Source organism: Streptomyces albospinus, assembly GCF_014648695.1.
Lineage (GTDB): Bacteria > Actinomycetota > Actinomycetes > Streptomycetales > Streptomycetaceae > Streptomyces > Streptomyces albospinus.
The window spans coordinates 1-15,634 of the sequence record NZ_BMRP01000041.1 but is presented as its reverse complement, the minus strand read 5'-3'; the positions used below and the strand labels follow the sequence as shown (position 1 = coordinate 15,634).

At 71.1% G+C, this 15,634-nt stretch carries 12 protein-coding genes and 2 pseudogenes; 9 read left to right on the top strand and 5 right to left on the bottom strand.

The window, feature by feature from the left end:
* The first annotated feature begins 105 nt into the window (after positions 1-105).
* Positions 106-1,956, top strand: a complete 1,851-nt coding sequence (gene ilvD / locus IEZ17_RS33565; protein WP_189306839.1) for a dihydroxy-acid dehydratase — start codon at positions 106-108, stop codon at positions 1,954-1,956.
* A 174-nt stretch (positions 1,957-2,130) separates the two neighbouring features.
* A complete protein-coding gene (locus IEZ17_RS33560) occupies positions 2,131-3,033 on the top strand; it encodes a chymotrypsin family serine protease (protein WP_229852881.1) in 903 nt (300 codons plus the stop codon).
* Between the two features lie 23 nt (positions 3,034-3,056).
* Here IEZ17_RS33560 and IEZ17_RS33555 read toward each other — a convergent pair whose 3' ends face one another.
* Together IEZ17_RS33555 and IEZ17_RS33550 are read right to left on the bottom strand one after the other, a co-directional pair.
* The gene (locus IEZ17_RS33555) at positions 3,057-3,341 is read right to left on the bottom strand and encodes a DUF397 domain-containing protein (RefSeq protein ID WP_189306837.1); all 285 of its coding nucleotides are present in this window, start codon (positions 3,339-3,341) and stop codon (positions 3,057-3,059) included.
* Positions 3,323-4,165: a helix-turn-helix domain-containing protein gene (locus IEZ17_RS33550; RefSeq protein ID WP_189306835.1), complete on the bottom strand. Its 843-nt coding sequence runs from the start codon at positions 4,163-4,165 to the stop codon at positions 3,323-3,325. Before IEZ17_RS33550 ends, IEZ17_RS33555 begins: the two co-directional genes overlap by 19 nt.
* A gap of 169 nt (positions 4,166-4,334) precedes the next feature.
* Here IEZ17_RS33550 and IEZ17_RS33545 point away from each other — a divergent pair, with 169 nt between their 5' ends.
* The gene (locus IEZ17_RS33545; RefSeq protein ID WP_189306833.1) at positions 4,335-4,541 is read left to right on the top strand and encodes a hypothetical protein; all 207 of its coding nucleotides are present in this window, start codon (positions 4,335-4,337) and stop codon (positions 4,539-4,541) included.
* Between the two features lie 163 nt (positions 4,542-4,704).
* Here IEZ17_RS33545 and IEZ17_RS33540 read toward each other — a convergent pair whose 3' ends face one another.
* Entirely contained in the window at positions 4,705-7,110 is a 2,406-nt protein-coding gene (locus IEZ17_RS33540; RefSeq protein WP_189306831.1) for a serine/threonine-protein kinase, read from the bottom strand.
* A gap of 220 nt (positions 7,111-7,330) precedes the next feature.
* Between IEZ17_RS33540 and IEZ17_RS33535 the strand changes: the two genes are divergently transcribed.
* The 3 genes from IEZ17_RS33535 to sigJ all read left to right on the top strand — a co-directional run bounded on the left by IEZ17_RS33535 (position 7,331) and on the right by sigJ (position 9,520).
* A complete protein-coding gene (locus IEZ17_RS33535; protein WP_189306829.1) occupies positions 7,331-7,639 on the top strand; it encodes an SH3 domain-containing protein in 309 nt (102 codons plus the stop codon).
* Positions 7,640-7,700: 61 nt separating this feature from the next.
* A complete protein-coding gene (locus IEZ17_RS33530) occupies positions 7,701-8,249 on the top strand; it encodes a hypothetical protein (RefSeq protein WP_189306827.1) in 549 nt (182 codons plus the stop codon).
* 257 nt (positions 8,250-8,506) lie between these two features.
* Entirely contained in the window at positions 8,507-9,520 is a 1,014-nt protein-coding gene (gene sigJ, locus IEZ17_RS33525; RefSeq protein ID WP_189306825.1) for an RNA polymerase sigma factor SigJ, read from the top strand.
* Positions 9,521-9,618: 98 nt separating this feature from the next.
* On the opposite strand, the gene IEZ17_RS33520 is transcribed toward sigJ, so the two are convergent.
* Positions 9,619-11,028 carry a M1 family metallopeptidase gene (locus tag IEZ17_RS33520; RefSeq protein ID WP_189306823.1) on the bottom strand — a complete coding sequence of 470 codons (1,410 nt, stop codon included), beginning with the start codon at positions 11,026-11,028 and terminating at the stop codon, positions 9,619-9,621.
* Positions 11,029-11,319: 291 nt separating this feature from the next.
* On the opposite strand from IEZ17_RS33520, the pseudogene IEZ17_RS43235 reads away from it, so the two are divergent.
* The 3 genes and pseudogenes from IEZ17_RS43235 to proC form a co-directional block, all read left to right on the top strand.
* Positions 11,320-12,093, top strand: a pseudogene (locus tag IEZ17_RS43235) (ABC transporter ATP-binding protein); the annotation flags it as partial.
* Between the two features lie 99 nt (positions 12,094-12,192).
* Positions 12,193-13,011: pseudogene (locus IEZ17_RS43230) on the top strand (ABC transporter permease); the annotation flags it as partial.
* 155 nt (positions 13,012-13,166) lie between these two features.
* On the top strand, positions 13,167-13,976 hold the full coding sequence (gene proC / locus IEZ17_RS33510) for a pyrroline-5-carboxylate reductase (RefSeq protein ID WP_189306820.1): 810 nt from the start codon (positions 13,167-13,169) through the stop codon (positions 13,974-13,976).
* An 85-nt stretch (positions 13,977-14,061) separates the two neighbouring features.
* Here the strand turns inward: proC and trpS are convergent, their stop codons facing one another.
* Positions 14,062-15,114, bottom strand: a complete 1,053-nt coding sequence (gene trpS / locus IEZ17_RS33505; RefSeq protein WP_229852880.1) for a tryptophan--tRNA ligase — start codon at positions 15,112-15,114, stop codon at positions 14,062-14,064.
* Positions 15,115-15,634 lie beyond the last annotated feature (520 nt).

Here is a 15,634-nt window from a genome sequence, read left to right as displayed (position 1 = left end):
ACATACCGGCGTGAGCGTCCGGATCTTGGATCAAGAGCGTAATCTCGGGATCAGCTGCTGTATGGCGCCACTGCCGTACGTACGTATCCCGAGGGAGTGACCATCGTGCCCGAGCTGAGGTCCCGCACCGTTACCCATGGCCGCAACATGGCGGGCGCCCGCGCCCTTATGCGGGCCTCGGGCGTAGCGAGCGAGGACATCGGTAAGCCGATCATCGCGGTCGCCAACTCCTTCACGGAGTTCGTGCCCGGCCACACCCACCTCGCCCCGGTCGGCCGGATCGTCTCCGACGCCATCCGGGCCGCGGGCGCCGTCCCCCGCGAGTTCAACACCATCGCGGTCGACGACGGCATCGCCATGGGCCACGGCGGCATGCTGTACTCCCTGCCCTCCCGCGACCTGATCGCGGACTCGGTGGAGTACATGGTCGAGGCGCACTGCGCCGACGCGCTGATCTGCATCTCCAACTGCGACAAGATCACCCCCGGCATGCTGATGGCCGCGATGCGCCTGAACATCCCGGTGGTCTTCGTCTCCGGCGGCCCGATGGAGGCCGGCCAGGCCACCCTGGTCGACGGCACGGTCCGCAAGCTCGACCTGATCAACGCCATCGTCGACTCGGTCAACGACAGCGTCTCCGACGAGGACGTCCTCCGCATCGAGGAGAACGCCTGTCCCACCTGCGGTTCCTGTTCCGGCATGTTCACCGCCAACTCCATGAACTGCCTGACCGAGGCCATGGGCCTGAGCCTCCCCGGCAACGGCTCGGTCCTCGCCACCCACACCGCCCGCCGCGCGCTCTACGAGAACGCCGGCCGCACGGTCGTCGAGGTCACCAAGCGCTACTACGAGGACGGCGACGAGTCCGTCCTGCCGCGCAACATCGCCACCCGCGCCGCCTTCGAGAACGCCATGGCCCTCGACATCGCCATGGGCGGCTCGACGAACACGATCCTGCACCTCCTGGCCGCCGCCCAGGAGGCCGGACTCGACTACGACCTCAAGGACATCGACGCGGTCTCCCGCCGCGTCCCGTGCCTGGCCAAGGTCGCCCCGAACGTCGCCCCCGGCGGCACGTACTACATGGAGGACGTGCACCGCGCCGGCGGCATCCCCGCGATCCTCGGCGAGCTCTACCGCGGCGGCATGCTCAACGAGGACGTCCACTCGGTCCACTCCGCCACCCTCGCCGAGTGGCTCAAGACCTGGGACGTGCGCGGCGGTTCGCCGTCCGCCGAGGCCGTCGAGCTGTGGCACGCGGCCCCCGGCTGCAAGCGCTCGGCCACCGCCTTCTCCCAGTCCGAGCGCTGGGACACGCTGGACGTGGACGCGGAGGGCGGCTGCATCCGCTCCACCGAGCACGCCTACTCCAAGGACGGCGGCCTGGCCGTCCTCAAGGGCAACATCGCGGTCGACGGCTGCGTGGTGAAGACCGCCGGCGTCGACGAGTCCATCTGGACCTTCGAGGGCCCGGCGGTGGTCTGCGAGTCCCAGGACGAGGCCGTCGACAAGATCCTCACCAAGCAGATCAAGGAAGGCGACGTCGTCGTCATCCGCTACGAGGGCCCCAAGGGCGGCCCCGGCATGCAGGAGATGCTCTACCCGACGTCCTTCCTCAAGGGCCGCGGCCTGGGCAAGGCGTGCGCCCTGGTCACCGACGGCCGCTTCTCCGGCGGCACCTCCGGCCTCTCCATCGGCCACGCCTCTCCCGAGGCGGCCTCCGGCGGCACGATCGCCCTCGTCGAGGACGGCGACCGCATCCGCATCGACATCCCCAACCGCTCCATCGAACTCCTGGTCAGCGACGAGGAGTTGGCCGCCCGCCGGGAGGCCCTCGGCGGCGTCTACGCCCCGAAGAACCGCGACCGCAAGGTCTCGGCGGCCCTGCGCGCGTACGCGGCCATGGCGACCAGCGCGGACAAGGGAGCGGTACGGGATGTGAACCAGCTGGGCTGAGCCCCGGGGCCGTGCCCCATGCCGTAAGGGCCCCGTCCGCCGTGACCTCCGGCGGACGGGGCCCTTCGCGCCGCAGTACCTCCATCACGCCGATTACATCGGTCTTTCATGCGGGCCGTTCAGGATGCCGGCGGGCCCTCCGCCAGCAAGACGCCAGCAGGAAAGGAACGACACGTGATCGGGAAGACCAGGAAGAAGACTGGGAAGATCAGGGCATTACCGGGCCTCGTAGCGGCCCTGGCGCTCACCGGCTCCCTGGGCGCCGCCGCGGCCACCGCACACGCCGCCGCGCCCGCCGGCCATGCCCAGCAGACCAAACGCGTCTACAACGGCATGCAGATCGCGTTCCCCCCGAACTCGACCGACCTCTTCTGCACCATCGGGGCCGTGGGAACCGACGACCACCAGCGCAAGATAGCCATCTCGGCCGGCCACTGCATCCGCGACAAGTCCGGGAAGTACGCCGACCACGAGATCCCGGACGACATCATCCCGGTCGTCGACCGGAACGACGCGAAGTTCGGCCCGATCGGCTATGTCCGCTACTTCAAGGACCCCGAGGGTTCGCAGACGGGCCATGCCACCAAGGACTACATGGTCATCGAGCTGCTTCCGACGGTGACGCTCTCCTCGCAGGGGCCGTACCTCAAGCAGACCGGAGTACTGAAGTACCCCAAGGGGCCGGTCAGTCCGAACGCCATGAAGCCCGCCCTCGACACCGAGCGCCTGCTGACGACCGGCAACAACGAGATCATCACGTCGGGGCAGACGGGTGTCTGGTACGGCACCGTCATGAACAACGACAACGGCATCTACCGGGCACCGGCCGTGAACAAGCCCGGCGACTCGGGCGGCCCGGTCATCTGGCACGTGCCGGGAACCGATCTCCCGTCCCAGGCCAACAAGTTCCAGGCGGCCGGCCCCTGGGCCGGAATCACCAAGGCGATCACCCTCCAGTTGCCGCCCTTCAACTACACCAGCTCGGCGAACATCCTGGCCGACCTGCGCACCCGCGAGGCCGCCGACCCCAAGCACGACATCTACGGCGCGGGTTTCGAGGTGACCCCGAACCCGTAACGCCCGTAACGTCCCGAGGAGCCCTACGGGAGTGGGAGCGCCTTGACGCCGGCGACGAAGGACCCCCAGGCCGCCGCTTCGAAGACGAGCGCAGGGCCCTGGGGGTCCTTGCTGTCACGGACGGGGACGAGGGCGGGGACGTTGTCGGCGACCTCGATGCACTGGCCGCCGTCTTGGTTGCTGTAACTGGACTTGCGCCAGGTGGCGTTGGCGAGGAAGTCGTGGGAAACCTCGATGCACGCTCCCCCGTCCTGGTTGCTGTACGAGCTCTTGCGCCAAGTGACAGCGCTCAGGTCGATGGATCGCACGGCACTTCCTCCAACGTCTGAATGATGAACTTCTGCGAGTCGGCCGGGCTCAATGCCAGGTCACGCACCGCATCGTACGCATGTTGCAGACGTTCAACTGAAGCCGTTTCCTGGACGAGTTCGCCTGAATACCCGGTCTCCACCCACGCCACGGTGCGACCGTCCGCGCCGCGCAGGAACATGGTGTCGGTGTTGGTCAGGGCATGGAGCCCGGCGGTCTGCGGCAGCACCTGAATGACAACGTTCTTGCGCTCACGCATGCTCACCAGGTTTTCGAGTTGTTTCCGCCACTCGTTGGTATCCCCCAGCGGGGTACGCAGCACGGCCTCGGACAGGATCGTGCGGAACGGCGGCGCGTCGTCGCCCATCAGCACCTCGCGCCGCCCCATGCGCGCTTCGACCTGCCGCGTCAGCTCCTCCCCATCCAGGCCACCCGCCGCGAGCAAGGCACGTGCGTAGCCTTCCGCCTGAAACACACCGGGCAGGTTGGCGACGGCGTAATGCCAAAGACTCGCCGCTTCCTGCTCCAGCGTCATGTAACGCCGGTACCGCTCCTTGAACTGCGTCGGGTCCCCCGCTGCCAACTCCCAGAGCGTCAGCAGCAGTCCAGCCGTCCCGTAGTGCTGATCAAGTGCCTCGGCGACCTCCGGGCCGCCGATCGTCTGCCCGTTCTCCATCTTGCCGAACAGGGACGCGTCCCAGCCCAGCGCCTGGCCGAGCTGCCGCAGGCTCTCCCCTCGCTGCCTGCGTAGTAACCGCAACTCTTCCGCGAACCGTCGGCGCGGCTCCTGACTTCGACCGGTGACGACCCTTCTCGGCGGCACGGCGACCTCCTGCGTGGAAGGTGTTGAACTAATGGACTCAGGGCGCAGAAGTACGCCCCGCAAAACGGGTCCTATGCCCACTTCCGGTGCCATTCTCGTGACGGCCGGAACACCCACCGTAGTCACGTTCCGGCGCGTCAGGCAGGCAAACGGCAGAAGGAGCACCCCCATGACGACGGAGAAGGCCGCCGAGGCGGAAGCGGCGCTCGACGAGCTGGCCGACGCGCTGAAGCGGAACGGCATCGTGCTGCCGTCGCTAGGCCTCGACCCAGTGACGTACAGCGGCCAACGGTCGCTTCCGCTCGTCGAGTTGGGGCGCTGCAACCCGCAGACCGCGCGGAAGCTGGCCGCCGCCCTGACGGGGATGGAGCGCTGATCATGCGGCTACCGCGGCATCGCACGCCCGGGTACATCTCACCGATGTGTCACACGGGGCGCCATGCCCAGTGCACCCAGGGCACCGTCGAGGCGGTCGTGGTTCCCGGGGTCCGGCGGGAGGTGTGCTGCTGCGCGTGTCACGCGGAGAGCGGGGCGGCCGGTCACCACCGCCGTGGGTCCGTCGTCGGTACGCCGAAGACCGTGCCGTCGGGGGAGGCCGCGTAGATGCGGTTGCGGTCGGTGTCGAGGCTGGGGGCGGGCAGGGCCTGGAGGAAGCCGTTGTGGCGGGCGGCGGCCAGGCGGGGCGGGGTCTGGCCGAGGAGCGCGCCGGAGGTGGTGTCGACGGCGATCAGGCGGCCGTCGGCGGCGGTGAAGTAGAGGCGGTCGCCGCTGACTATCGGGGCCGAGCCGCGGCTGACCGAGGTCTCGGTGTCCCAGGTGCGTGCGCCGACGGCCTGGAGGGCGCCGCCCTCGGCCAGGAGGTAGACCGTTTCGCCGCGGACGACGGCGGCCACCCCGCGCAGCGGTGCGGCGAGCGGGAGCGTGCGGACCTGCCGGGTGCCGGGGTCGTAACGGACCACGCCGGTGGTGGAGTTGACGAAGGTGGGGTCGGTGGCGGTCAGGTAGAGCGCACCGGAGGAACCGGTTCCGGCGAGGGCGAGGGAACCGGGGAGGCGGCGGGACCAGTGGATGGTGCCGTCGGAGGGGTTGATGGCGGTGACCTGGGTGGTCGGGGTGCGGCTGTCGGGGGCGGCCTCCGCGGCGTAGGCGGTGTGCGGGTCGCCGTAGGCGGTGAAGAGGGGCAGCCGGTGCCCGGGGAAGCGTGTGCGCCAGCGCTCCTGGTGGGTGGTGCTGTCCAGGGCGGTGACCGTGCCGTCCCCTGAGGACAGCAGGATGCGGTCGCCCACGACGGCGGCGCCGCCCTGGTAGGACGAGACGTCCTTGGTCCAGCGGGTGGCGCCCTTGCCGTGCGCGGACGGGTCGAGTGCCAGCAGCTGCCTGGCGTCGGGGGAGAAGACGTAGAGCAGGCCGCCGGAGAGGACCGGTGCGGTGGGGGAGGCGGCGGGCTTGTGCGTGGTGTCGCCCTTGTGCTGCCAGGCCGCCGTGCCGGTGTCCGGGTCGATACGGGCGGCGAGCAGCCCGGACTGCCCGCAGAAGAGGCCGCCGGCGCCGGACGTGCAGAACGGCATCTCGGCGGCGTAGCCCACGGGGCGCTTGACGAGCGTGGTCCGCCAGGGGTGGAAGGCGGTGCGCGGGGAGTTCTGGGCGCGGGTCTGGAGGGCCGGGTCGGTGTCGGCGTCGGTGGCGGTGAGGGCCCGGACGCCGGCGACCGCGCCGACGGCGGTGACGGCCAGCGCCAGGGCGGCCCAGATGAGGCGGCGGCGGGGGCGGCCGGGCCGGGCGGGGGCGGACTCGCCGGTGTCGGCGGTGTCGGCGGGTGGGGCCGGGGTGTGGGACGGGGTGGTCTCACGGACTGTCGCGGTCTTACGGGGCGGCTCGGGGGCGGCGGGGAGTTCCGGCGTGCGGGCCCGTACGTGTGTGGCTTCGGCCCGCGGCGGGGTGGACGCGTCGCGAACGGGCTGCCGCTGGCCGGGTATTCGGGCGCCCGTGCCGGCGGCTGCGGCTGCGGCCGTGGACGAGGACGCGGATGCCGACGCGTCCGCGCCGCTGTTCGTGCCTCTCTCCGTATTCGCGCCGGTGTCGGGGGGCGGGACCGGGAGCGCCGTGGGAACCGTCACCGGGGCGTCCGTGCGCAGCAGTTCCATCAGCGCGCCCGGTGTCGGGCGGTCGGCCGGATCCTTCGCCAGGCAGCCCTCGACGAGCGGAACCAACTCCTCCGGTACGCCGGACAGGTCCGCGTCGTCGTGCACCACCTGGTACGCGACGAGATACGGGCTCTCCGAGTCGAACGGGCCGCGCCCCGTGGCGGCGTGCACCAGCACCGACCCGAGCGCGAACACATCGGCCGCCGGGCCCACCTCGCGCGGGCGCTGGAACTGCTCGGGCGCCATGAAGGGCGGCGTACCGATCAACTTGCCGGTCTCGGTGCGCATTTCACTGTCCGAAGGACGCGAAATACCGAAATCGATGACTTTCGGGCCATCGGCGGCCAGCAGCACATTTCCCGGTTTGAGATCGCGGTGGACGACGCCCGCGCGATGGATGTCGCGCAGTGCCTCGGCGAGCCCCGCGGCCAGTCGGCGAACCTCGACGGGGGCCATCGGGCCATTCCGCTTCACATGATCGGAAAGGGTCGGGCCGGGAATGTGCAGGGTGGCCATCCAGGGCCGTTCGGCCTCCGGATCGGCGTCCACGACCGGTGCCGTGAAGGCCCCGCTGACCCGCCGGGCGGCGGTCACTTCCTGCCTGAACCGCCCCCGGAATTCCGGGTCCTGGGCGAATTCGGCGTGAATGACCTTGACCGCGAGCAGCAGCCCGGAGGACGAGCGGGCCAGGTGGACCACGCCCATTCCACCGGCGCCCAGCCGCGTCTCCAGGCGGTATTGCCCGGCGTATTCCGGACGCTCCGCTTCCGGGTCGATCCCGGAATCGCGCAGCGGCGGCATCGTTCCACCCCCGAGTCATTCCCCAGCACATCAGGTCGCAGGTGCGACGCGCGGAGCCTAGTCGATTGTTCGTACGAGACGAACAAGGCTTGCTAGCGTGCGCCGTGCGGTTGCCGAATGACTACCGGTCAAACGGCAGGCAGCGGTATCCGGCACGGGAACTGTCACCGGAACCGTCACCGGATCCGCCAACAACATCCATCAACGGGGGGAACACGGAATGAGCACACAGGACTTCCAGGGCTATGCCGAGCCGGTCGGCGAGGCCCTCGCCGGCGGCGTGACGTATCCGATCGCGCCGGGTTACCACGTCAATGTCCGCCAGGGCCCCGGCACCGACAGCCCGGTCGTGCGGCGGCTGGCGGCGGGCGCCCAGGTCGAGATCCGCTGCCAGCAGCACGGCCAGTGGGTCAGCGGCCCGTACGGCACCTCCGACATCTGGGACAACATCGCACCCGGTGAGTACATCTCCGACACCTACGTCCATACGGGCAGTGACGGCATGGTCGCGCCCAGCTGCGTGGGCTGAGCGGGGCAGGCGGGACCGCCGCCCTCGGGGGCGCGGCCGGGCCCCGGGGATAATCGATGCCATGAGCGACGAGCGGCAGACGACGTCCCCGGACGGCCCGGCGCACGGCCCCGGTGACGGCGGTCCGGTGCCGGAGGAGATCCGATTCTTCGGGACCACCTGGGTCCACCACGACGGCGGCTACGCGCTGCGCCGGGCCGGCGTCGCGGTCGGCTCGCTGGCGCTCGCCGCGGCCGGTGCGCTGGTGCTGCGCTTCGCGTTCCAGGGGCTGGACAGCGCCGCCGTCGGCCCGCTCGTGAGCATCCTGGTCGTGGTGGGCTTCGCGGTGTGCAGCGCGCTGGCCTTCCGCCGCACCTGGGACGGTTTCGTGCGGCGGCCCGATCCGGCATCCGAGAGCGCGGCCGACAAATCCGCCCAGAGCCTGATGCTGATCGGTTTCATCGGCTCGCTGCTCGCCTATTTCTGCCGCAGCCTCATCGAGGCGCCGGGGGAAAAGCTCCACCGCACCGAATACGACGCGGCGTGCGAGCGCCATGCCCGCCGCCGCGAAGCCCGTACGGGCAACCCGGCGGCGAAGAAATCCCGGCCGAAGGGAAAGAAGCGCCGGTAACGGCAGGAGTTCCCTGGTTCCCCAGCCGCCCGGTTGCCCAGTTCCCCAGCCGTCCAGTTGCCCAGATCCCCGGCATCGGGGCGGGCCCGTTCTCCCCCGACCCACCGGGCTTCCGTAATGTCAGACCTCGGGCCGTCACACCGCGGGCCGCCGAGTCGTCCCGCTGTCACACCTCGGGCCGCCGCGTCGTCCCAAGGGCGGTGGCCGCCGGCGAACGGTGCGGTGGCCGGGCATCAGGGGAGAGCGGGGAGCGCGCGATGGCGGAGCAGGGGAGCGGTACGGCGAGGGAGCCGGGAAGCGGTACGGGGGCGGAGCGGCCGGACGGGGCGCGGGACGAGCTGCGGCTGGCGCAGTTCGAGGAGCAGCGGGCCCGGCTGTGGGGCGTTGCGTACCGGATCATGGGGACGGTCAGCGACGCCGATGACGCCGTCCAGGAAACCTGGTTGCGCTGGCAGGCGCTGCCCGACGAGCCACCGATCGCGAGCCCGCGCGGCTTCCTCACCACCGTCGTGAGCCGGATCTGCTACGACCTGCTGGGCTCGGCGCGCGCCCGCCGGGAGTTGTACGTGGGGCCGTGGCTGCCGGAGCCCCTGCTGGACGGCAGCCGGGGTGCGCCCGGCGGTGCCCTCGGCGGCGGCACCGGCGGTTCCGGTGCGCCGGGCGACCCCCAGGACCGGGTGACCCTCGACGAGTCCGTGGGGATGGCGCTGCTCACCGTCCTGGAACGGCTCACCCCGGCCGAGCGCACCGCCTTCGTGCTGCACGACGTCTTCGCCGTCCCCTTCCCGGAGATCGCCGATGCGGTCGGCCGCACTCCGGACGCGGTACGGCAGTTGGCCTCGCGCGCCCGTAAGCGGGTACGTGCCGAGGCGCCGCGCCGCACCGTGGACCCGACGGAACACCGGCGCACCGTCGAGGCGTTCCTGGGGGCCGTGATGGGCGGGGACTTCGCGGCGCTGCTGGAGACCCTCGACCCCGAGGTGGTCTGGCGTTCCGACGGCGGCGGCAGGGTCACCGCGGCCCGCCGCCCGGTGTTCGGCCGCGACAAGGTCGCCCGCTACGTATGGGGCCTGCTCACCCGCAACTTCGACACGGCGACGATGCGGATCGCGGTACGGGAGGTCAACGGCGCGACCGGGGTCGTCTTCACCGACACGACGGGGGAGTACCCGGCGTCGGTCCTCGCCTTCACGGTGCACGACGGGCGGATCACGGAGGTGGACGCCGTGATCAACCCGGAGAAGCTGGGGCACCTGGCACTCGGGGAGTGAAGGGAGCGAAGGGAGCGAGGGGAACTCGGGTAGTGGGGCAGCGAGGGGGATTCGGGGAGTGAGGGGGGCGGGGCATCCGCCCCCGACACCCTCGGCCCTCAGTATTCCCAGTCCGGCCGCCCCTCCCCGTACAGCCAGTCGTCGAAGAGATCGGTCAGATCCTCGTCGGTGCGCTGCTGGCAGAAGGCGATGAAGTCCTTCGAATCGGCGTTGGCATGGCGGTACTTGGCGGGCCACTCCTTGAGGATCGAGAAGAACGTCTTGTCGCCGACGGCCTTCCGCAGCTGCTGGAGCACCATCGCGCCGCGCTCGTAGACGGGCGTCGCGGTCACCTGGGACGCCTTGGCCGGCTCGCCCGGCGGGAAGTCCCAGCGCGGGTTGTCCTCATCGGAGTCGTAGAGCTTGTCGAACTGCTGCTGCGGCGTCCTGCCGCCCTCGTGCTCCTGCCACAGCCACTCGGCGTAGGTCGCGAAGCCCTCGTTGAGCCAGGTGTCCCGCCAGGTCTTCGGCGTCACCGAGTCGCCGAACCACTGGTGGGCCGTCTCGTGCACGACGGTCACATCGTGCGGCGCCCGGGCGTAGACCGGCTTGGTCTGGGTCTCCAGCGCGATCCAGTCGATGCGGGTCGGCGTGTGGTCCACGATGGCGCCCGCCGACGAGAAGGGATACGGGCCGAACAGCCCGGTCTCCCAGTTGAGGATCTCCGGCAGCCGCTCCAGCGGCTCCTTGCTGGCCTTGGCCTCCGTCGGGTCCACCGCGACGTACAGCGGCATCCCCTGCGGCGTACGGGACTCCCGGACGTCGAACTTCCCGATGGTGGCGGTGGCCAGATAACTGGCCATCGGCTCCTCGCTGTGCCACTCGTACGTGGCCTGCCCGCCGGCTTCCCGCTTCGACCGCAACTCCCCGTTGGCCACAGCGGTATAGCCGCTGGGCACCGTGATCCGGAAGTCGTACGCGGCCTTGTCGCTGGGGTGGTTGTTGCCGGGGAACCACGTCATCGCGCCGGCGGGCTCCCCGGAGACGAAGACGCCGTGGCCGGTCTGGATCCACCCCTCCCACGCACCGTCCGCGTCCCGCATCTCCTGCGGCGTACCGCTGTACGCGACGGTCGTACGGAAGGTCGCGCCCTTCTTGAGCCCGGCGGGCGGCCGGACCGTCAGCTTGTGCCCCTTGCGGCTGAAGTCCGCGGCCCGGCCGTCGACGTGCACGCCGGACACCTTCAGCCCCTGGAGGTCGAGTTGGAAGGAGCGCAGGTCCTGGCCGGCCCTGGCGGTGATCGCGGCGGTGGCGTCCAGGTGCTGCTTGGCGACGTCGTAGTCGAGGTCGAGCCCGTAATGGCTGACGTGGTAACCGCCGTTGCCGAGCGCCGGGAAGAGCGGGTCGCCCACTCCACCTCTGCCCGCCGCCCCATTGGCGGTCGCCGTGCCGCTCGTACAGGAGGACAGCAGCAGGGCTACGGACAGCGCGGCGGTCGCGCCGCAGGAGCGGTGGGGGCGGCGGTTCACGGCACTCCTTAGGGCCGGGGACGGAAAACGGACACAAGTTCCCCGACCCTACGGGCATTTCCGATGTAACGCCGCTCATCTCCGGATTCAGCGCATTACGGGACGAGCGGCAGGGCTGTGCCGGGGTCGGGTGGGGCCGTGCGGGACTTCGTGGAGTCATGCGCGGACTTCGTGGGGGGATGGATGACGGACTTCGTGGAGCTGTGCAATGGCTGCCCACCAGGGAGGGGGCGTCATGCCACCGCGGCCGGGTCTTGACGCTCCGCTGCCGCCGCGCGCATTATTCACCGCATGATGAATTATGCGCGCGACCGCGCCCGCGACCCCGCAGGCGACCCGCCCGAGACCGCCCCCGCCCTCGCCGTCCACGCCCACGGCCTGACCGTCGTCCGAGGCGGCCGTACCGTCCTCGACTCCCTCGGCTTCGACGTCCCCCAGGGACAGATCACCGGCCTGCTGGGCCCCTCCGGCTGCGGCAAGACCACGCTCATGCGGGCCGTCGCCGGCACCCAGGCCAAGGTCGCGGGCACCCTCGACGTCCTCGGCGCCCCCGCCGGCCACCCCCGCCTGCGCCCCCGCATCGGCTATGTCACCCAGGCCCCGTCCGTCTACGACGACCTCACCGTCCGTCAGAACCTGGACTACTTCGCCGCCGTGCTCCAGCCGGGCCCGGCCGCCCGCGCCGAACGCCGGGCGGCCGTGACCCGCGCCATCGAGGACGTCGACCTCACCGACCATGCCGACGCCCTGGCCGGGCACCTCTCAGGAGGCCAGCGCAGCCGCGTCTCCCTGGCCGTCGCGCTGCTCGGCGACCCGGAACTCCTCGTCCTCGACGAACCCACCGTCGGCCTGGACCCCGTCCTCCGCCGCGACCTCTGGAACCTCTTCCACACCCTCGCCGCCCGCGGCACCACCCTCCTCGTCTCCTCCCACGTCATGGACGAGGCCGACCGCTGCCACCGGCTCCTCCTCCTGCGCGACGGCCGCCTCCTGGCCGAGGGCACCCCGGAATCCCTCCGCGCACGGACGCACTCGGCCACGGTGGAGGAGGCGTTCCTCCACCTCGCCGCGGACCCGCGCGCCCAGGAGGCGACGGAGGCGGGAGCGGTCCCCACCGGCGCCCCCGGTGCCCCCGCCGCCGACGCGCCGGGAGCCCGGGAGCGTACGGCCGTCACCACCGCCCGCCCCCACGGCGCCGCACCGCCCCCCTCAGGCCCGGCTGCGTCTCGCCCGTCGGCCACTGGCCCATCGGCCGCCCGCACCGCTGCCACCGCGGCCCGCGTCCTGCGCCAACTCCGCCACGACCCGCGCACCATCGCCCTGATGCTGCTCGTCCCCTGCGCGATGATCGCGCTGCTCCGCTACGTCTTCGACGCGTCCCCGCGCACCTTCGACGGCATCGGCGCCTCGCTCCTCGGCATCTTCCCGATGATCACGATGTTCCTGGTGACCTCGATCGCCACCCTGCGCGAACGCACCTCCGGCACCCTGGAACGCCTGCTCGCCCTGCCCCTCGGGAAGGCCGACCTGATCGGCGGCTACGCCCTCGCCTTCGGCCTGCTGGCGATCGTCCAATCCGCCCTCGCCACCGCCCTGTCCATCGGCCTCCTCGGCCTGGACGTCACCGGGTCCCCCTGGCTGCTGCTGCTCGTAGCGGTCCTCGACGCGCTCCTCGGCACCGCCCTCGGCCTGTTCGTCTCGGCCTTCGCCGCCTCCGAATTCCAGGCCGTCCAGTTCATGCCCGCGGTCCTGATGCCCCAACTGCTGCTCTGCGGCCTGTTCACCGCCCGCGACACCATGCAACCCGCCCTCAAGGCGCTCTCCGACGTCCTCCCCATGTCCTACGCCGTGGACGGTATGGACCAGGTCCGCCACCATGCCGATGCCACCCCCGCCTTCGTCCACGACACCCTCATCGTCACGGCATGCGCCCTGCTCGTCCTCGCCCTCGGCGCGGCCACCCTCCGCCGACGGACCCCGTAGACGTCCGCACCCAGGTGGGGACCATCGCCCCACCATCGCGGCCCGGCGCCCGAACCGCCCGCTCCGTGGACACCGCCACCCCCCACCCGCCGACGATGCGAGGATGGCCACGCAACCCGACCCCACCGAACACGCCCCACCGGCGAGGTGAACGCATGACCCAGAAGGTCGCCGTCCTAGGCACCGGAAAAATCGGCGAAGCCCTGCTCAGCGGCATGATCCGCGGCGGCTGGGCGCCCTCCGACCTACTGGTCACCGCCCGCCGCCAGGAACGCGCCGAACAGCTCCGCACCCGCTACGGCGTCGAAGCGGTCAGCAACGCGGAGGCCGCCAAGGCCGCCGACACCCTGATCCTCACCGTCAAGCCGCAGGACATGGGCAGCCTCCTCGCCGAGCTGGCCCCGCACGTCCCCGCCGACCGCCTGGTCATCAGCGGCGCCGCGGGCATCCCCACCGCGTACTTCGAGGAGCGGCTGGCCCCGGACACCCCGGTCGTCCGGGTCATGACGAACACCCCGGCCCTGGTCGACGAGGCGATGTCCGTCATCTCCGCCGGCACCCACGCCACCGCCGCGCACCTCACCCTCACCGAGGAGATCTTCTCCACGGTCGGCAAGACCCTGCGCGTCCCGGAGTCCCAGCAGGACGCCGCCACCGCGCTCTCCGGCTCCGGCCCCGCCTACTTCTACTTCCTCGTCGAGGCCATGACCGACGCCGGCATCCTGCTCGGCCTGCCCCGCGACAAGGCCCACGACCTGATCGTCCAGGCCGCCATCGGCGCCGCGGTGATGCTCCGCGACAGCGGCGAACACCCCGTCAAGCTCCGCGAGAACGTCACCTCTCCCGCCGGCACCACCATCAACGCCATCCGCGAACTGGAGAACCACGGCGTCCGCGCCGCCCTGATCGCCGCCCTGGAGGCCGCTCGCGACCGCAGCCGCGAACTGGCCTCCGGCACCGGCTGACCCGCACCGGCGCCGAGAACCCGGCAACCGGCACGGCCCCGGAACCCTCACCCCTCCCGGGGCCGCACCGTTCCCCCAGCCGCTCCTAACCCCCCGCGGCCATCAACCCCACCGCCTCGTACGCCGCATCCACCCGCGGCCGAGCCATCCCCCGCGCCCGCCCGGCCCCCTCCCGCAGGACGGAATCGACGTACCCCGGATCGGCCGCCAGCTCCGCATGCCGCTCCCGCACCGGCCGCAGCAGCTCCACCACCGCCTCCGCGGTGTCCTTCTTCAGCGCCCCGTACGACCCGTACGAGCCCGCCAGCTCCGCCGGATCGGCCACCCCCGTGCACGCCGCCAGCACATCCAGCAGATTCGCCACCCCCGGCCGCTCACCCCGGTCGTACACCACCTCGCTGCCGCCGTCCGTCACCGCCCGCAGCACCTTCCTGCGCACCGTCTCCGGCTCGTCCAGCAGATAGACGATCCCCGCCGTCCTGGCCTGCTCCGACTTCCCCATCTTCACGGTGGGCTCCTGAAGGTCCATCACCCGCGTCGCCACCCGGGGAAGCGTCGCCCGGGGCACCACGAACACCCGCCCGTACCGCCGGTTGAACCGCTCCGCCAGATTCCGCGTCAGCTCCAGATGCTGCGCCTGGTCCTCCCCCACGGGCACCTCGTGCGTCCCGTACGCCAGGATGTCCGCCGCCATCAGCGCCGGATACGTCAGCAACGACAGCCGCACCCCGCCCCGGCCCTCTTCCTCCCGCGCGGCCTTCTCCTTGTACTGCACCATCCGCCGCATTTCCCCGACACCGGCCGTGCACTCCATCAGATACGCCAGCCGCGCATGCTCGTCCACATGGCTCTGCACGAACACCGTGCAGAGCGCCGGATCCACCCCCACCGCCAGCAGCAGCGTCGCCGCCTGCCGGCTGAGCCGCCGGACCCGCGCCGGATCGTGCTCCACGGTCAGCGCGTGCAGATCCACCACACAGAACAGCGCCTCCGCCCGGTGCTGGTCCTCCGCGGCCCACCGCCGCATCGCCCCGAGGTAGTTCCCCAGCGTCAGATGCCCCGTCGGCTTCACCCCGCTGAAAACCCGGGTCCGGCCCGCCCCCGGAAGCCGCTTGGTCTGCACTGCCATCTCGCTCATCCGTCCCTCTCACATCGGGACCGCCGCCTGCGCCGGCCGGCTACGAGAGGAGGAAACGCGAACGGCCGCCGAAGCGGCGGCCGTGGTCATGCATGCGCTGCTGGATCGGCCGCCGTCAGGCGGGCCACCACAGCTGTACGAGCACATGCGCAGTCATGCGCCCCAACCTACCCGGACACCCCACCACCCGCACCGGTTTGAAGAACCCCACCCGCTCGTGTAGTGTCCTCCGAGTTGCCACGGAGCCGACGGCCCCGGACAACCATCCCGCCGCTTCGCGGCACACCACTACTGCACGGACCCTCGCGGGGCTCGATTTCGCATGCCGAAATTCGATTCCCTCGGCGCGATCGACCTGATTAGGCGTCAACGAGGAATTCCGCTAAAGTAGTGATCACGCCGAAAGGCGCGAACAACCCCCTCCGACGGGGAAACGGAACGGAATTCGAACCGATCTCGGTGAGAAAGAAGATCTGCTAAAGTCGGAAAGGCCGAAAAGCGAAAGCGAAGCGGTCGACCC